Origin of the sequence: Aeromonas sp. 600276, from assembly GCF_049175815.1 — a bacterium.
In the GTDB taxonomy this organism is placed as follows: domain Bacteria; phylum Pseudomonadota; class Gammaproteobacteria; order Enterobacterales; family Aeromonadaceae; genus Aeromonas; species Aeromonas dhakensis.
Map to the genome: position 1 here is coordinate 297,122 of NZ_JAAKVU010000002.1, position 14,256 is coordinate 311,377.

Here is a 14,256-nt window from a genome sequence, read left to right on the forward strand (position 1 = left end):
GGTGAAGATTAAGCGGTTTTTTGCCAAGGACATGCGAACGGCTCTGGCCGAGGTCAAGGAGACTCTCGGGCCCGATGCCGTCATCATGTCCAACAAGAAGGTCACCGGTGGGGTGGAGATAGTCGCCGCTGTCGATTATCAGTCCCAGGTGCCGGGACCCAAGGACGCGCCGGTTCGCCGTCAGTTGAACGATGAGAGCGTCAATATCTCGTCTGCCGGCCGGCAGATGACGCGCTCCGCGCCGAGCCCGGCCAAAGAGCAGAATGAACACTATGCCGATACCCTGGCCGCCCTGCTGGCTCGCCAGCAAAAACTGAACCCGGCCGGTCAGGGGCTCAACGGCGCAGCGCCTGCCGCCGCCAGCGGTGCTCCCCGCACTCTGGCCGAACAGGGACAGTGGGGCAATGCTCCCGAACCGGCCAAGCCGAAGGCGAGGGCTGCCGCGCCCGGCCGTGCTCCCCAATCCCCTCAGCGGGATCAGGAGATGGAAGGGATGCGCAAGGAGATGGCCAGCATCCGCAAGCTGCTGGAGCACCAGATCTCCGGTCTGATGTGGCAGGAGGTGGAACGCCGCGAGCCGATGCGCGCCCTGCTCATCAAGGAGCTCAAGAAGATGGGCTTCGACGATGCCTTCGCCGATCAGCTGGCCGGCATGATCCCCGAGGATATGCCAATTCATCAAGCCATGGCCCAGCTGGCCGAGGTGCTGACGGCCCAGCTCAAGATCAGCGAAGACGAGATTCTGCGCCAGGGCGGGGCGGTTGCCCTGCTCGGGCCGACCGGGGTGGGCAAGACCACCACCATCGCCAAACTGGCGGCGCGGTTTGCCATGAAGTACGGCGCCGAGCAGGTGGCACTCATCACCACCGACAACTACCGGATCGGGGCCCATGAACAGCTGCAGACCTATGGTCGTATCATGGGCTGCCCGGTGCGCCAGGTGCGTGATGCCGAGGAGCTGGCCAATGCCCTCTATCAGTTCCGCCACCGCCGGCTAGTGCTGATCGACACGGCGGGGGTCGGGCAGCGGGATATCCGGCTGACCGAGCAGCTTGATACCCTGGTCAAGAATGCCAAGGTGCGCATCCGCAGCTACCTGGTGATGTCGGCCACCTCCCAGCGTCGAGTGATGCAGGAGGCGGTGGACCATTTCCGGCGTATTCCATTGAGCGGCTGCATACTTACCAAATTGGATGAGAGTCTGAATCTGGGCGAAGTGATTAACGTGTGTATCCAGAATGCGTTGCCCATCAGCTATATCACTGATGGACAAAGGGTTCCGGAAGATATTCAGGTTGCCAATGCGGCGCAGCTCGTCGGAGCGGCCATGGGCTCGCTGGAGCGGGAAACAGAAGAACCCTATTTCTGGGGCACAGGCTTTGGCGAGGCCGAAGATTCGGAGTTTTATGAGTAACATGTATATGGATCAGGCGAGTGGTCTGCGCAAAATGCGTCAAAACAATCGAGTAAAAGTGATCGCCGTGTCTGGTGGCAAGGGGGGCGTCGGCAAGACCAACGTAACCCTGAACGTGGCGGGAGCCATGGCCGCACAAGGCAAACGGGTGATGGTGCTGGACGCCGACCTTGGCCTCGCCAACGTAGACGTCATGCTGGGGCTGCGGGTGCATCGCAACCTCTCCCATGTATTGGCGGGCGAATGCACCATCGACGACATCATAGTCGAAGGCCCTTACGGCATGATGATAGTGCCGGCGACCTCGGGCACCCAGTCCATGGTCGAGCTCTCGCCGGTGCAACACGCCGAGCTTATCCGCGCCTTCAGCGAGATGAAGACCCAGGTCGACATCCTGCTGGTGGATACCGCGGCAGGCATCTCCGACATGGTGCTGAGTTTCACCCGCGCTGCCCAGGACATCATGGTGGTGGTCTGCGATGAACCGACCTCCATCACGGATGCCTACGCGCTCATCAAGATCCTCTCCAAGGAGCACGGAGTGTTTCGCTTCAAGGTGGTGGCCAACATGGTGCGCTCCTTGCGTGAAGGGCAGGAGCTCTACGCCAAGCTGACCCGGGTGACCGACCGCTTCCTGGATACCTCGCTGGAGCTGGTTGCCTGCGTGCCTTATGACACCAATCTGCGGGCTGCCGTGCGCAAGCAGAAGCTGATTGTCGAAGCCTTCCCCAAGTCTCCGGCCGCACTGGCATTCAGAGCGCTGGCCAACAAGGCGGCAAGCTGGCCCATTCCTAACCAACCCGGCGGTCATCTCGAATTTTTCCTGGAAAATTTGCTGCAAAAGCCGGTCATAGCACAGGAAGGTTCCCGTGAATAAAGCCCAAGCGTACTTGCGTCATCAGGATTCCTACGTGCTGGTCGAGCGCCATGCTCCGCTGGTGAAGCGGATCGCCCAGCATTTGTTGGCTCGCCTGCCAAGCAGTGTCTTGCTGGATGACCTGATCCAGGCAGGTATGATTGGGTTGCTCGAAGCCTCCCGCAACTTTGATGGCAGCAAGGGGGCCAGTTTTGAAACCTACGCCGGGATCCGCATCCGCGGCTCCATGCTGGACGAGATCCGGCGCGGTGACTGGGTGCCGCGCTCGGTGCACCGCAACAGCCGCACCATAGCCGAAGCCATCGAAAATGTTGAACAAACCCACGGTCGTGATGCTCGCGACACCGAAGTGGCCGCCCAGATGGGGGTCAGCCTCGCCGAGTATCACACCATGCTGCAGGATGTCTCCTGCGGCAAGATCATCGGCATCGAGGATCTTGGTGTCAGCGAGGATGTCATCGGTCACCCCGATGACGAGCCGGGCAGCAACGGCTTTGATGAACTGGCGGCTGAACGTTTCCAGGGGGCGCTGGCCGAACACATTGCCCGCCTGCCGGAACGGGAAGCGCTGGTGCTCTCCCTTTACTACGATGAAGAACTGAACTTGCGTGAAATAGGCGAGGTATTGAACGTCAGCGAGTCTCGCGTGAGCCAGATACACAGTCAGGCGATGCACAGATTACGCGCGCGTTTAAGAGATTGGCATGTATAAGTGTTTGTACTGGCTACACTGAAACAAAACTCTAAGGCATAATCCGCAAAACAAAACCTGCGATCTGCATCATGTAAGTGAGCCGCTCTGGCGGCTATTTAGGAGGGAATTTTGGACAAGAACATGAAAATCCTCATTGTTGACGATTTTTCAACGATGCGCCGGATTATCAAGAACTTGCTGCGTGACCTGGGATTCAACAACACCCACGAAGCAGACGATGGCAACACGGCCTTGCCAATGTTGAAAAATGGCGATTTTCAATTTGTCGTGACCGACTGGAACATGCCCGGCATGCAAGGCATCGACTTGCTCAAGGCTATTCGCGTCGATGACAAGCTCAAACACCTGCCGGTACTGATGGTGACTGCCGAAGCCAAGCGCGAGCAGATCATTGAAGCCGCTCAGGCAGGCGTCAATGGTTATATCGTCAAGCCTTTCACTGCTGCAACGCTCAAAGAGAAACTCGACAAAATCTTTGAACGAATCGGCTAAGGAGCAGCAGGGATGAAGGCCAAAACGAGTGCAATGATTTCGCTCGATCAGGCAAGGATGCTTGTTGCCCATCTTGAGCAAGGTGAATTCGAACAGGCCGATACTCTCATCGCAGATGCGTGTGCACCCAATGCGGCGGCCCTGTTTGACAAAGTGGGTCAGTTGACCCGACAACTGCATGATTCCCTACAAGATTTTCGGCTGGATCCCAGGATCCCCGATCTGGCCACCCATGAAATTCCCGATGCGCGGGAGCGCCTCAGCTATGTCATCGACATGACGGACAAGGCTGCCAATCGCACCATGGATGCGGTGGAAGCCAGTCTGCCCATTGCCGATCGGTTAAATGACAACATTCAACTTGTTTTGCCCAACTGGAATGCCCTGATGAGCAGAGACATGAGTGTTGGGCAATTCAAGTCTTTGTGTCACCAACTGGATGATTTTATTAAGGCTTCTGAATCTGATGCCGATAAATTACGGCAACTGCTGACAGAAATCCTGATGGCGCAAGATTTTCAGGATTTGACCGGCCAAATGATCCGCAAGGTCATCAAGTTGGTCCAGGAAGTTGAAACTAAATTAATAGAAATGCTGACTATGTTTGGTGAGGCATCTGCCGAGCATTCTTCTCGCAGCCTTCCTGTAAGCGGGATTGAAGCCGAAGGCCCCATCATGAACCCTGAGACTCGTTCCGATGTGGTCAATGGTCAGGATGATGTGGACGATCTGCTGTCTAGCCTGGGATTTTAATGGAGTGACGCATGGCCTTCGAAGTTGATGAAGACATACTGCAAGACTTTTTGGTCGAAGCATCCGAAATATTGGAACAGTTGTCTGAACAACTGGTCGACTTGGAAAAGCGACCCGATGACAAGAATCTGTTGAATGCCATATTTCGCGGCTTCCATACCGTCAAGGGCGGCGCCGGTTTTCTCTCGCTGACCGAACTGGTGGACGTCTGCCACGGTGCCGAGAACGTGTTCGACATCTTGCGCAACGGCAAGCGGACCGTGACCGCCGAGTTGATGGACGTGATCCTGCAGGCCCTGGATGCCATCAATGTGATGTTCGCCCAGGTGCAGAATCGCGAACCGCCTAGCCCTGCGTCCGCCGAAATCCTTCATGATCTACACGAGCTCTGCAAACCCGAAGGGGAAGAGCAGCTGTTGACCGCCTCTGCAGGCAGCAGTGCGCCGGTGGAGGCTGCCGCTCCCGTGGCTGAAGAGGTGGCTGTGATTGCCGAGCCGGAGCCTGCGGCCGTGCCGGAGGCCTCCGTGGTCAGCGGCGGTGGTTCCATCGATGAGATCTCGGCCGATGAGTTTGAACGCCTGCTTGACGAGTTGCATGGCGTCGGTGGAGCACCTACCGCAGCGGCCAGCCCTGCCGCGCCGAGTTCCGGCGACATCACAGATGACGAATTTGAAGCCTTGCTTGACCAGCTCCATGGTCAGGGTCAGCACGGTGGTGCTCCCGAAGTCAACCCGCTGAAGTCGGTACAGAAAGAGGTGGACGAGCTGATCGATGACGATGAGTTCGAACGCCTGCTGGATGAACTGCACGGTCGCGGTCAGAGTCCGCAGAGCAGCATGTCTGCCCCGGCGGCGCCCCAGACTCCAGCACCGGCAGCACCGGTTACTCCGGTGCCGGCAGCCAAACCTGCTCCTGCACCTGCTGCGGCCAAGCCAGCCGCCGCGCCGGCAGCGGCAAAACCGGCTCCTGCCCCGGCGCCATCGAAGCAGGCTGCGCCAGCGCCCGCCGACAGTGCGGTGCAAAGCGACACTACGGTACGGGTGGATACCAAGACGCTGGATGTCATCATGAACATGGTGGGTGAGCTGGTGCTGGTACGAAACCGTCTGGTGAGCCTCGGCATCGCCAGCAACGATGAAGACATGTCAAAAGCCGTTGCCAACCTGGATGTGGTGACGGCGGATCTGCAAGGCGCGGTGATGAAGACCCGCATGCAGCCTATCAAGAAAGTATTTGGTCGCTTCCCACGGGTGGTGCGGGATCTTGCCCGAACTCTCAAGAAAGAGATTGAGCTGGTGATGGTGGGTGAAGAGACCGATCTCGACAAGAACCTGGTGGAGGCCCTTGCCGACCCGCTGGTTCACCTGGTGCGCAACTCTTGCGACCACGGCGTCGAGATGCCGGATGTCCGCGAGAAGGCGGGCAAGCCACGGCAAGGTACCATTACCCTGAGCGCGTCCCAGCAGGGCGATCATATCCTGCTCTGCATCGAGGATGATGGTGCTGGGATGGATCCCGAGAAGCTCAAGTCCATCGCCATCAGCCGCGGTGTGCTGGATGCCGATACTGCGGCACGCATGAGCGACAACGATGCCTACAACCTGATCTTTGCTCCCGGCTTCTCGACCAAGTCAGAGATCTCCGATATCTCCGGCCGTGGCGTCGGGATGGATGTGGTGAAGACCAGCATCGTCAGCCTGAATGGCTCGGTGCATATCGATTCGACCTGGGGCAAGGGCACCCGTCTCGAGATCAAGGTGCCGCTGACCCTGGCGATCCTGCCGACCCTGATGGTGGAAGTGGGCGAACAGACGTTCGCGCTACCGCTGGGCTGTGTGAACGAGATTTTCCATCTGGATCTGAAAAAGGCCAACATGGTGGATGGACAGCTCACCATCATAGTGCGCGAGAAGGCCATCCCATTGTTCTATCTGCACAACTGGCTGGTCAGAGGCAAAAACCGAAAATCGCGTCAGGACACGGGCCACGTGGTGATTGTCCAGATTGGTACCCAGCAGATCGGTTTTGTCGTGGACAATCTGATCGGTCAGGAAGAGGTGGTGATCAAGCCGCTGGACAGCCTGTTGCAGGGGACTCCCGGCATGGCCGGTGCGACCATCACCAGCGATGGCGGTATTGCGCTCATTCTGGATGTGCCGAGTCTGCTCAAGGCGTACGCCCGTAGACATTGATACCCCAGGCTCAAGGAGTTAGAAGAATAACAATGGCAATCAAGGTATTAGTTGTCGACGATTCAAGCTTCTTCCGTCGTCGGGTCAGCGAGATCATCACTCAGGATCCCATGCTGACGGTCATCGACACGGCCCAAAATGGGCGGGAAGCGGTAGAAAAGGCACAGCAGTTGCGTCCTGACGTGATCACCATGGACATAGAGATGCCAGTGATGGATGGCATCAGCGCCGTGCGTGAGATCATGGCCAAGTGCCCCACGCCGATCCTGATGTTCTCTTCTTTGACCCACGAAGGGGCCAAAGCCACGCTCGATGCGCTCGATGCAGGGGCGCTCGACTTTCTGCCCAAGAAATTCGAAGACATTGCCCGTGACAAGGATGAAGCCGTCCGTCTGCTGCAGCAGCGGGTCAAGGAGATTTCACGCAAGCGCTTCCTGATGTCTGCACCGGCACGCCCGAAGGCGCCCGAGCCTGTGGCCAGGACACCTCTGAATGCGCCACGTCCGGCAGAGCGTCAGGCCGAGCCGCAGCGTGCTGCTCCGGTGGCCGCATTCAAGCGTAGCGGCAAGAGTTATCAGCTGGTGGCCATTGGTACTTCTACCGGCGGCCCGGTCGCCCTGCAGAATGTGCTGACCAAGCTGCCCGGCGATTTCCCGCATCCGATCCTGCTTATCCAGCACATGCCGGCAACCTTCACCGCGGCCTTTGCCGCACGCCTCAATGGCCTGTGCCAGATAGGTGTCAAGGAAGCGGAAGACGGCGATGTGCTCAAGCCCGGTCACGCTTACCTGGCCCCCGGTGGCAAACAGATGCTGCTGGAGGGCCGTGGTGCCGGTGCCCGTATCCGCATCGTCGATGGCAATGACAAGGTCAACTACAAGCCGTGCGTCGACATTACCTTCGCCTCTGCCGCCAAGACCTATGCCGACAAGGTGCTTGCCATCGTGTTGACCGGGATGGGGGCGGACGGTCGGGATGGTGCGCGTCTGCTCAAGGAGCAGGGCTCCACTATCTGGGCCCAGGATGAAGCGTCCTGCGTGGTTTATGGCATGCCGCAGGCGGTTGCCAAAGCTGGTATTGCCACTGAATCGCTGCCGCTGGATCGGGTCGCACAACGTATCCTGGTTGAGCTGGGCCGTTAACGATGGGCATGTTTGGCCTGATCCTGGCACTGGGAGCCATTGCCATTGCCCAATTGTGGCATGGCGGCAACCTGTTGACCCTGCTCGATGGACCCGCGTTTGTCATCGTGGTGGGGGGAACCTGGGGGGCGGTCATTTTGCAGACGCCGCGCAAGTTCCTGCTGGAAGCGATCAGGCAGACCCGCTGGATGGTGGTGCCGCCGGACTGGGATCTGGTCGCTCAGGCCGAGAGATTGCAATCCTGGGCTATCTTTGCACGCCAGCAAGGGTTGCTGGCGCTGGAGAATCAGGCCGAGCAGGAGAGTGACGAATTTACCCGTCATGGCCTCACCATGATAGTGGACGGGGTTTCGGTAGACGACATTCGCATGTTGCTGGAAGCGGATATCGATATCGAGCAGGAGCGCAACGAGCACTCTGCCAGGGTCTTCGAGGCCATGGGAGGATACAGTCCGACCATCGGCATCATAGGTGCCGTCATCGGGCTGATCCAGGCGATGTTTCATCTGGAGGAGCCCGCCGCTCTCGGTGCCGGCATTGCCGTCGCCTTCGTTGCCACCATTTACGGGGTCGGCTTTGCCAACCTGCTCTACTTGCCGATCGCCAATCGCCTGCGTGCTTTTCACTATCATTACGCCCTGTTTCAGGAGATGACGCTGGAAGGCCTGATGGCCATCGCCCATGGCGAGAATGGCCCCCAGGTTGAACGGCGGTTGAAGGCTTATCTGAAGGGAGAGTAGCCATGCGCAAGCGCTATCGTTTGCATCTGCAAGGTCGGGAACACCTCGACCGCTGGCTGGTTTCCTACGCCGACTACATGACGCTGATCTTCGCCCTGTTCGTGGTGCTCTACTCGGTGGCACTGGTCAACAAGGACAAGTATCGCGCCGTCATCGACGGCATGACCCAGGCATTCAATGTGATGCAGCCCCGCAGCGATGGCTTGCTGGAGGGGCAGGGAAAGTCGTTGCTGAACAATGAAGTGTCCGCCGCAACCTCTGTGCTGGAGAGTGCCAAGGCCCGTTCACCCTCGCAGGCTCCTATTTCTGGTGTTCCCATTCTGCAAGATGGTATGACTCTTGCGAAGATAGATTCGCAACTGCAGGAGAACATGGGGTCTCTGGTGGATGCCGGGGTCGTCAAGTTGACACAGGATGACAACTGGCTGACGGTGGAACTGAGTTCCGGCCTGCTGTTTGGCAGTGGCAGCGCGTTTATGAGCTCCAATGCAGATCCGGTGCTCAATACTCTTTCAAGTATCCTGAAACCGGTCGATAACTATGTGAGAGTGCGGGGTTACACGGATAACCAGCAGATAAATAATGAAATTTTTCGCTCCAACTGGACGTTGTCGGCAGCAAGGGCGGAGGCCGTACTCACTGCCCTGATCGCCAAGGGGATAGCCCCGCAGCGACTTGCCTACGAGGCGTACGGGGAGTTCTCTCCCTTCTCGGACAACAGTACCGAGCAGGGGCGTTTACAGAATCGCAAGGTGGTGGTTGCTATCTCCAAGTTCGCCTGGGTACCACCTCCGAACCCGGCTCCTCCCGTTCAGCCAGTGACGGAGGAGCCGGTCCCGGCAGTTCAGCAGGCAGTCGAGGCAGGAGAGGTCAAGGTGATCTCGCTGCCAGGTGGTGGCATACGCATAACAACGAGGCAGGATTGATACAGTGATTGTTTGGACGGTTGCCAACCAAAAAGGTGGGGTCGGTAAAACCACCACGGTGGTCTCGTTGGCCGGTATTCTGGCTCAGCGTGGTCAGCGGGTGCTGTTGATCGACACCGACCCTCATGCTTCCCTGACCTCATATCTCGACTTTGACTCCGATCGGCTGGATGGCACCCTCTATGAGCTGTTCCAGGCGGTCAAGCCCACGGCGGAGCTCGTCAATAAACTGACGCTGCGTACCAAGTTTGAAAACATCCACCTGCTGCCCGCTTCCATTACCCTGGCCACACTGGATCGGGTGATGGGCAATCGGGAAGGGATGGGGCTGGTGCTCAAGCGGGCACTGCTGCGCATCCAGGATCAATACGACTATGTGCTGATCGACTGCCCGCCCGTGCTGGGGGTCATGATGGTGAATGCGCTGGCGGCCTGTGACCGGATCCTGGTGCCGGTGCAGACCGAGTTCCTGGCGCTCAAGGGGTTGGAGCGGATGATGAAGACTTTCGAGATCATGCAGCGCTCCAAGCGGGAGAAGTTCCGCTATACCGTCATTCCCACCATGTTTGATAAGCGAACCCGCGCCTCGCTGATGACCCTGCAGTCCATCAAGGAGCAGCACGGGAGCGCGGTCTGGAATGCCGTCATACCCATAGATACCAAGTTTCGGGATGCCAGTTTGCTTCACATTCCCCCCTCCATCTATTCGCCGAGCAGCCGCGGCACCTACGCCTATGAGACGCTGCTCAACTATCTTGATGCGCAAGAGCGCCAGCGTGCTCATGAGGTGACATCATGAGAGATACCACCCAAGTCCGGGCCATGGATGACTACTTCCACTCCCTGCTGCTGGAGGATGCCCTGCTGCTTGATGCCGACGAGTCTGACTCCGCGCCCGTCATCCAGCTGCAACGCAAGCCCCAGCCGGTTGCCGAGAAAGTGGCGCAGCCCTATCTGGAGGCGGATCAGCGGCTGGAACAGTTGAGTGAACTGCTGGCCCAGGTCGGTCAGGTACAATATGAAATCGACGCCCTGAGCCATGAAGAGGTGGTCACTGAACCGCTGCAGATCGAGGCCGAAGATGCCCTGCTGCCGGTTGAGCCGGTCTGGCCCGAGGAGATGCCTGAGCCGGTGGCGGCGGATCCCGCGACTCTGGTGGTGACGGAGACCGAGGTGGCGCTGGCGCCACAGGAGGAGGTTGCCCCCTCCACCTGGGAAAACATCGATACCGGCAAGGAATTTCAGGCCCTGTTCTTTGAAGTGGCCGGCGTCACTTTTGCCGTGCCGTTGACCGAGCTTGGCGGTATTCATCAACTGGGGGAGGTGTCATCCCTCTTTGGCCAGCCCAGCTGGTACAAGGGGATCATGACGTCCCGCGAGCAGAAGATGAACGTGGTGGACACGGCGCAGTGGGTCATGCCGGGCCAGCATCTGGAAATAGATGACTACAAGTATCTGATCATGTTGGGTGAATCCCCCTGGGGACTGGCCTGCCATCATCTGAAGGGAACCGAGTTATTGCACCGTGATCAGGTCAAATGGCGCCATCAGGAGGGCAAACGTCCCTGGCTGGCGGGCATGGTCAAGGAGAAGATGTGTGCCCTGCTGCACGTGAAGGAATTGCTCCTGTTGCTGGAGCGCGGGGTCAACATAGAAGGTCGCTGATAACTTCTGCACTCGGGCTGTTTTATTGCTAGTTTTACCAGTAGACGTTTTCATAAAAGGAATAAAAACATGACAGAAAAGCGCAATATTGCACAGAATCTGGCCGAAGACGAAGTGCTGCAATGGGTCACCTTCCAGCTGGAAAATGAAACCTACGGTATCAACGTGATGCAGGTGCAGGAGGTGCTGCGCTACACCGAGATCGCCCCTGTGCCGGGTGCCCCCGAATACGTGCTGGGCATCATCAACCTGCGCGGCAACGTGGTGACCGTCATCGACACCCGTTCCCGCTTCGGTCTGCCTTCTGGCGATGTGAGTGAAAACTCGCGCATCGTCATCATCGAGGCGGAGAAGCAGGTGATCGGCATCATGGTCGACAGCGTGGCCGAGGTGGTCTATCTGCGTTCGTCCGAGATCGATGCGGCCCCGGCCGTGGGTACCGAAGAGAGCGCCAAGTTCATTCAGGGGGTCAGCAATCGCGATGGCCAACTGCTGATCCTGGTCGATCTGAACAAGCTGCTCTCCGATGAAGAGTGGGAAGATATCGGTTCCCTCTGATAGGAAGATGATGTGTTGATGATTGAAATTGCCGCCTTGGGGGTGTCCTTGCTGGCGTTGGGGCTGGCCCTGTACGGGGTGTTAGGCAGCCGACGTGGCCAGCGAGAGTCCGAGGCCAGGGTGGAGCTGCTGCAGGGTCAGCTCGAGAGTCTGCGCAAGCAGATGATGGAGCTGCATACCGGAGCCATCGGCATGGGCCAGCGTCTGCAATCCGTCGAGGGGGCCATGCAGCAGGTCAATGACCGCCAGCAGGAGCTGACCCTGCAGGATCCGGAACGCCGCCTGTACAGCCGGGCCGCCAAGATGGTGGAGCTCGGTGCCGACCTCGATGAGGTCATGAACGAGTGTGAATTGCCAAAGGCCGAGGCTGAATTGTTGATTTCATTGCGAAAAGGCCGCTCATGATCGATCGGGAAGGCGTCTGCCTTCCTGATTTTCCCGCCCCGCTTTGCGGCTCTCCAAGGCGGGATCTCCCCCACAAATCCTGCTGATAATTGGCATCTTTGAAAAGACGCTTCCCGATACTGTGTTAATATGCAGGCCGCTTCTTTTCACTGATTACATCCTCATGCTGCTTCAAATTCACAACCTGAGCTGCGTGCGTGAAGATCGCACTCTGTTTGAACATCTCTCCTTTGCGGTGGCTCCCGGTGATCTGGTGCAAATTGAAGGTCCCAACGGCGTGGGCAAGACCAGCCTGCTGCGCCTGCTGAGCGGCCTGTCTCAGCCTTTTGCCGGTGAAGTGTGCTGGAATGGCGAGAATATTCGCCATTGCCGCGACGAATATCACGCCAATTTGCTCTATCTCGGTCATCAGCCAGGCGTCAAGGCTGCCCTGACACCGCTCGAAAACCTCGCCTTCTACCAGAAACTGCACCATGCGGCCGATACCAGCGTGGATCTGTGGCGGGTGCTGGCCCAGGTTGGTCTGGCCGGCTTTGAAGACAACCCCACCGGTCAGCTCTCCGCCGGTCAGCAGCGCCGCGTCGCGCTGGCTCGTCTGTGGCTGAGTGACCAGCCGGCGCTCTGGATCCTGGACGAGCCGTTCACCGCCATCGACAAGCAGGGGGTGAAGGTGCTGGAGCGGCTGTTCCTGACCCATGCCGAGCGGGGGGGCATGGTGATCCTCACCACCCATCAGGACATGACCCTGATGCAGGGACGGCTGAAGACCCTCTCTCTCACGCCCTTGCTGCAGGAGTAGTTCTGATGTTGCGCGCCGTAATGCACCTGATCCACCGTGAGCTGCTGATGGCCCTGCGCCAGCGCTCCGACATCCTCAACCCGCTCTGGTTCTTTCTCATCGTCATCACCCTGTTTCCGCTGGGGATCGGCCCCGAGCCCAAGCTGCTGGCCCGCATTGCCCCCGGCATCATCTGGGTGGCGGCCCTGCTGGCGGCCATGCTCTCCCTGGAGCGGCTGTTTCGCGACGACTTCGGCGATGGCGCGCTGGAGCAGATGATGTTGATGCCCCATCCGCTGGGCTTGCTGGCGCTGGCCAAAGTGATCGCTCACTGGTTGCTGACCGGCCTGCCGCTGTTGCTCATCTCCCCGCTGCTCGCCATCCTGCTGTCGCTGGACATGAACACCTATCTGGCGGTGGTCGCCACCCTGGCGCTGGGCACACCCGTGCTGAGCCTGCTCGGGGCGATCGGGGTGGCCCTCACCGTGGGTCTGCGCAAAGGGGGAGTGTTGCTCAGCCTGCTGATCCTGCCGCTCTATATTCCGGTACTGATTTTTGCCACCTCCGCCATCGATGCGGCGGGGATGGGACTGCCCTATTCGGGGCAGCTGGCGATTCTGGGGGCCATGCTGGCCGGTGCGCTCACCCTGACCCCGTTGGCGGTCTCGGCGGCGCTGCGGGTCAGCGTGAATTGATGAAAGCGTCTGAAAAAGTGGCCATGGAAGGGCCGTTATAAAAAATATAATTGAGATAGATCAAGAGGATGGCTGCTTATTGCTTTCGGGGGATGTGATGTTTTCCGGCAGTGGGTAAGGTAGGCCTCGCCACGATATTAATAACAGAAAGGTTTTGTGAGCTATGTGGAAATGGTTGCACCCTTACGCTAAACCCGAGCGCGCTTACCAGCTGGCAGGGGCCTTGTTGCCCTGGTTTGCCGTGACCAGCCTGCTGGCATTCATCATCGGCACCCTTTGGGGGTTGGCGTTCGCCCCTGCCGATTACCAGCAGGGTGACTCCTTCCGGATCATCTACATCCATGTTCCCGCCGCCATTCTCTCCATGGGGGCCTACTCCACCATGGCGGTCGCGGCCTTCATCGGTCTGGTGTGGCAGCTGCGGATGGCCGACATGACGGTGGCCGCCATCGCGCCGGTCGGTGCCGTGTTTACCTTCATCGCGCTGTTTACCGGTGCCGCCTGGGGCAAACCCATGTGGGGCACCTGGTGGGTGTGGGATGCGCGGCTCACCTCTGAGCTGATCCTGCTGTTCCTCTACCTGGGGGTCATCGCCCTCTACAACGCCTTCAGCGACAAGGTGCTGGCCGGCCGGGCCGCCGGTATCCTGGCGCTGGTGGGGGTGATCAACCTGCCCATCATTCACTACTCGGTGGAGTGGTGGAACACCTTGCATCAGGGCGCCACCATCACCAAGTTTGACAAGCCCTCCATCTCCCCCGAGATGCTGTGGCCGCTGCTCATCATGATCCTGGCCTTTGCCGCCTTCCTCGGGGCCCTCTCCCTGATGCGTTTTCGAAACGAGCTCTTGATGCGGGAGTGGCACCGCCCCTGGGTCAAAGAGATAGCCGAGCAGGAGAAGTAA

16 protein-coding genes are annotated in these 14,256 nt (G+C 58.9%); all 16 read left to right on the forward strand.

Features of this window, described 5'->3' with window-relative positions; genetic code table 11:
- Position 1: 1 nt before the first annotated feature.
- Positions 2–1,414 (forward strand): flagellar biosynthesis protein FlhF, encoded by a 1,413-nt coding sequence (gene flhF / locus G5134_RS03430; RefSeq protein ID WP_005298808.1) that lies wholly within the window; start codon positions 2–4, stop codon positions 1,412–1,414.
- A 1-nt stretch (position 1,415) separates the two neighbouring features.
- Positions 1,416–2,291, forward strand: coding sequence for a MinD/ParA family protein (locus G5134_RS03435; RefSeq protein WP_010634619.1), 876 nt, complete (start codon positions 1,416–1,418; stop codon positions 2,289–2,291).
- Complete coding sequence (locus G5134_RS03440; RefSeq protein ID WP_005298811.1) at positions 2,284–3,003, forward strand: RNA polymerase sigma factor FliA; 720 nt, start codon at positions 2,284–2,286, stop codon at positions 3,001–3,003. The genes G5134_RS03435 and G5134_RS03440 overlap by 8 nt, the downstream gene beginning before the upstream one ends.
- Before the next feature lie 111 nt (positions 3,004–3,114).
- The gene (gene cheY, locus G5134_RS03445) at positions 3,115–3,498 is read left to right on the forward strand and encodes a chemotaxis response regulator CheY (RefSeq protein WP_010634617.1); all 384 of its coding nucleotides are present in this window, start codon (positions 3,115–3,117) and stop codon (positions 3,496–3,498) included.
- 12 nt (positions 3,499–3,510) lie between these two features.
- A complete protein-coding gene (locus G5134_RS03450; protein WP_005298816.1) occupies positions 3,511–4,251 on the forward strand; it encodes a protein phosphatase CheZ in 741 nt (246 codons plus the stop codon).
- Between the two features lie 11 nt (positions 4,252–4,262).
- Positions 4,263–6,443: a chemotaxis protein CheA gene (locus G5134_RS03455; protein WP_017778740.1), complete on the forward strand. Its 2,181-nt coding sequence runs from the start codon at positions 4,263–4,265 to the stop codon at positions 6,441–6,443.
- Between the two features lie 32 nt (positions 6,444–6,475).
- Positions 6,476–7,585 carry a protein-glutamate methylesterase/protein-glutamine glutaminase gene (locus G5134_RS03460; RefSeq protein ID WP_017766599.1) on the forward strand — a complete coding sequence of 370 codons (1,110 nt, stop codon included), beginning with the start codon at positions 6,476–6,478 and terminating at the stop codon, positions 7,583–7,585.
- 2 nt (positions 7,586–7,587) lie between these two features.
- Positions 7,588–8,325 carry a flagellar motor protein gene (locus tag G5134_RS03465; protein ID WP_024942916.1) on the forward strand — a complete coding sequence of 246 codons (738 nt, stop codon included), beginning with the start codon at positions 7,588–7,590 and terminating at the stop codon, positions 8,323–8,325.
- A gap of 2 nt (positions 8,326–8,327) precedes the next feature.
- Positions 8,328–9,251 carry a flagellar motor protein MotB gene (locus G5134_RS03470; RefSeq protein ID WP_017785780.1) on the forward strand — a complete coding sequence of 308 codons (924 nt, stop codon included), beginning with the start codon at positions 8,328–8,330 and terminating at the stop codon, positions 9,249–9,251.
- A gap of 4 nt (positions 9,252–9,255) precedes the next feature.
- Positions 9,256–10,050: a ParA family protein gene (locus G5134_RS03475; RefSeq protein WP_005298826.1), complete on the forward strand. Its 795-nt coding sequence runs from the start codon at positions 9,256–9,258 to the stop codon at positions 10,048–10,050.
- Entirely contained in the window at positions 10,047–10,916 is an 870-nt protein-coding gene (locus tag G5134_RS03480; RefSeq protein ID WP_024942915.1) for a chemotaxis protein CheW, read from the forward strand. The genes G5134_RS03475 and G5134_RS03480 overlap by 4 nt, the downstream gene beginning before the upstream one ends.
- Positions 10,917–10,985: 69 nt before the next feature.
- Positions 10,986–11,474: a chemotaxis protein CheW gene (locus G5134_RS03485; RefSeq protein WP_005298836.1), complete on the forward strand. Its 489-nt coding sequence runs from the start codon at positions 10,986–10,988 to the stop codon at positions 11,472–11,474.
- Between the two features lie 18 nt (positions 11,475–11,492).
- Positions 11,493–11,879, forward strand: a complete 387-nt coding sequence (locus tag G5134_RS03490; protein WP_065018245.1) for a DUF2802 domain-containing protein — start codon at positions 11,493–11,495, stop codon at positions 11,877–11,879.
- Positions 11,880–12,042: 163 nt separating this feature from the next.
- Positions 12,043–12,678: a cytochrome c biogenesis heme-transporting ATPase CcmA gene (gene ccmA / locus G5134_RS03495; protein WP_024942913.1), complete on the forward strand. Its 636-nt coding sequence runs from the start codon at positions 12,043–12,045 to the stop codon at positions 12,676–12,678.
- Between the two features lie 5 nt (positions 12,679–12,683).
- Positions 12,684–13,352 carry a heme exporter protein CcmB gene (ccmB, locus tag G5134_RS03500; RefSeq protein WP_017766603.1) on the forward strand — a complete coding sequence of 223 codons (669 nt, stop codon included), beginning with the start codon at positions 12,684–12,686 and terminating at the stop codon, positions 13,350–13,352.
- 163 nt (positions 13,353–13,515) lie between these two features.
- On the forward strand, positions 13,516–14,256 hold the full coding sequence (locus G5134_RS03505; RefSeq protein WP_065018246.1) for a heme ABC transporter permease: 741 nt from the start codon (positions 13,516–13,518) through the stop codon (positions 14,254–14,256).

Coding starts and splice junctions, on each gene's coding strand:
- G5134_RS03435 (WP_010634619.1), top strand. CDS start 1,416: ATGTATATGGATCAGGCGAGTGGTCTGCGCAAAATGCGTCAAAACAAT.
- G5134_RS03480 (WP_024942915.1), top strand. CDS start 10,047: ATGAGAGATACCACCCAAGTCCGGGCCATGGATGACTACTTCCACTCC.
- G5134_RS03455 (WP_017778740.1), top strand. CDS start 4,263: ATGGCCTTCGAAGTTGATGAAGACATACTGCAAGACTTTTTGGTCGAA.
- G5134_RS03450 (WP_005298816.1), top strand. CDS start 3,511: ATGAAGGCCAAAACGAGTGCAATGATTTCGCTCGATCAGGCAAGGATG.
- G5134_RS03505 (WP_065018246.1), top strand. CDS start 13,516: ATGTGGAAATGGTTGCACCCTTACGCTAAACCCGAGCGCGCTTACCAG.
- G5134_RS03470 (WP_017785780.1), top strand. CDS start 8,328: ATGCGCAAGCGCTATCGTTTGCATCTGCAAGGTCGGGAACACCTCGAC.
- G5134_RS03485 (WP_005298836.1), top strand. CDS start 10,986: ATGACAGAAAAGCGCAATATTGCACAGAATCTGGCCGAAGACGAAGTG.
- ccmA (WP_024942913.1), top strand. CDS start 12,043: ATGCTGCTTCAAATTCACAACCTGAGCTGCGTGCGTGAAGATCGCACT.
- G5134_RS03490 (WP_065018245.1), top strand. CDS start 11,493: ATGATTGAAATTGCCGCCTTGGGGGTGTCCTTGCTGGCGTTGGGGCTG.
- G5134_RS03465 (WP_024942916.1), top strand. CDS start 7,588: ATGGGCATGTTTGGCCTGATCCTGGCACTGGGAGCCATTGCCATTGCC.
- G5134_RS03460 (WP_017766599.1), top strand. CDS start 6,476: ATGGCAATCAAGGTATTAGTTGTCGACGATTCAAGCTTCTTCCGTCGT.
- ccmB (WP_017766603.1), top strand. CDS start 12,684: ATGTTGCGCGCCGTAATGCACCTGATCCACCGTGAGCTGCTGATGGCC.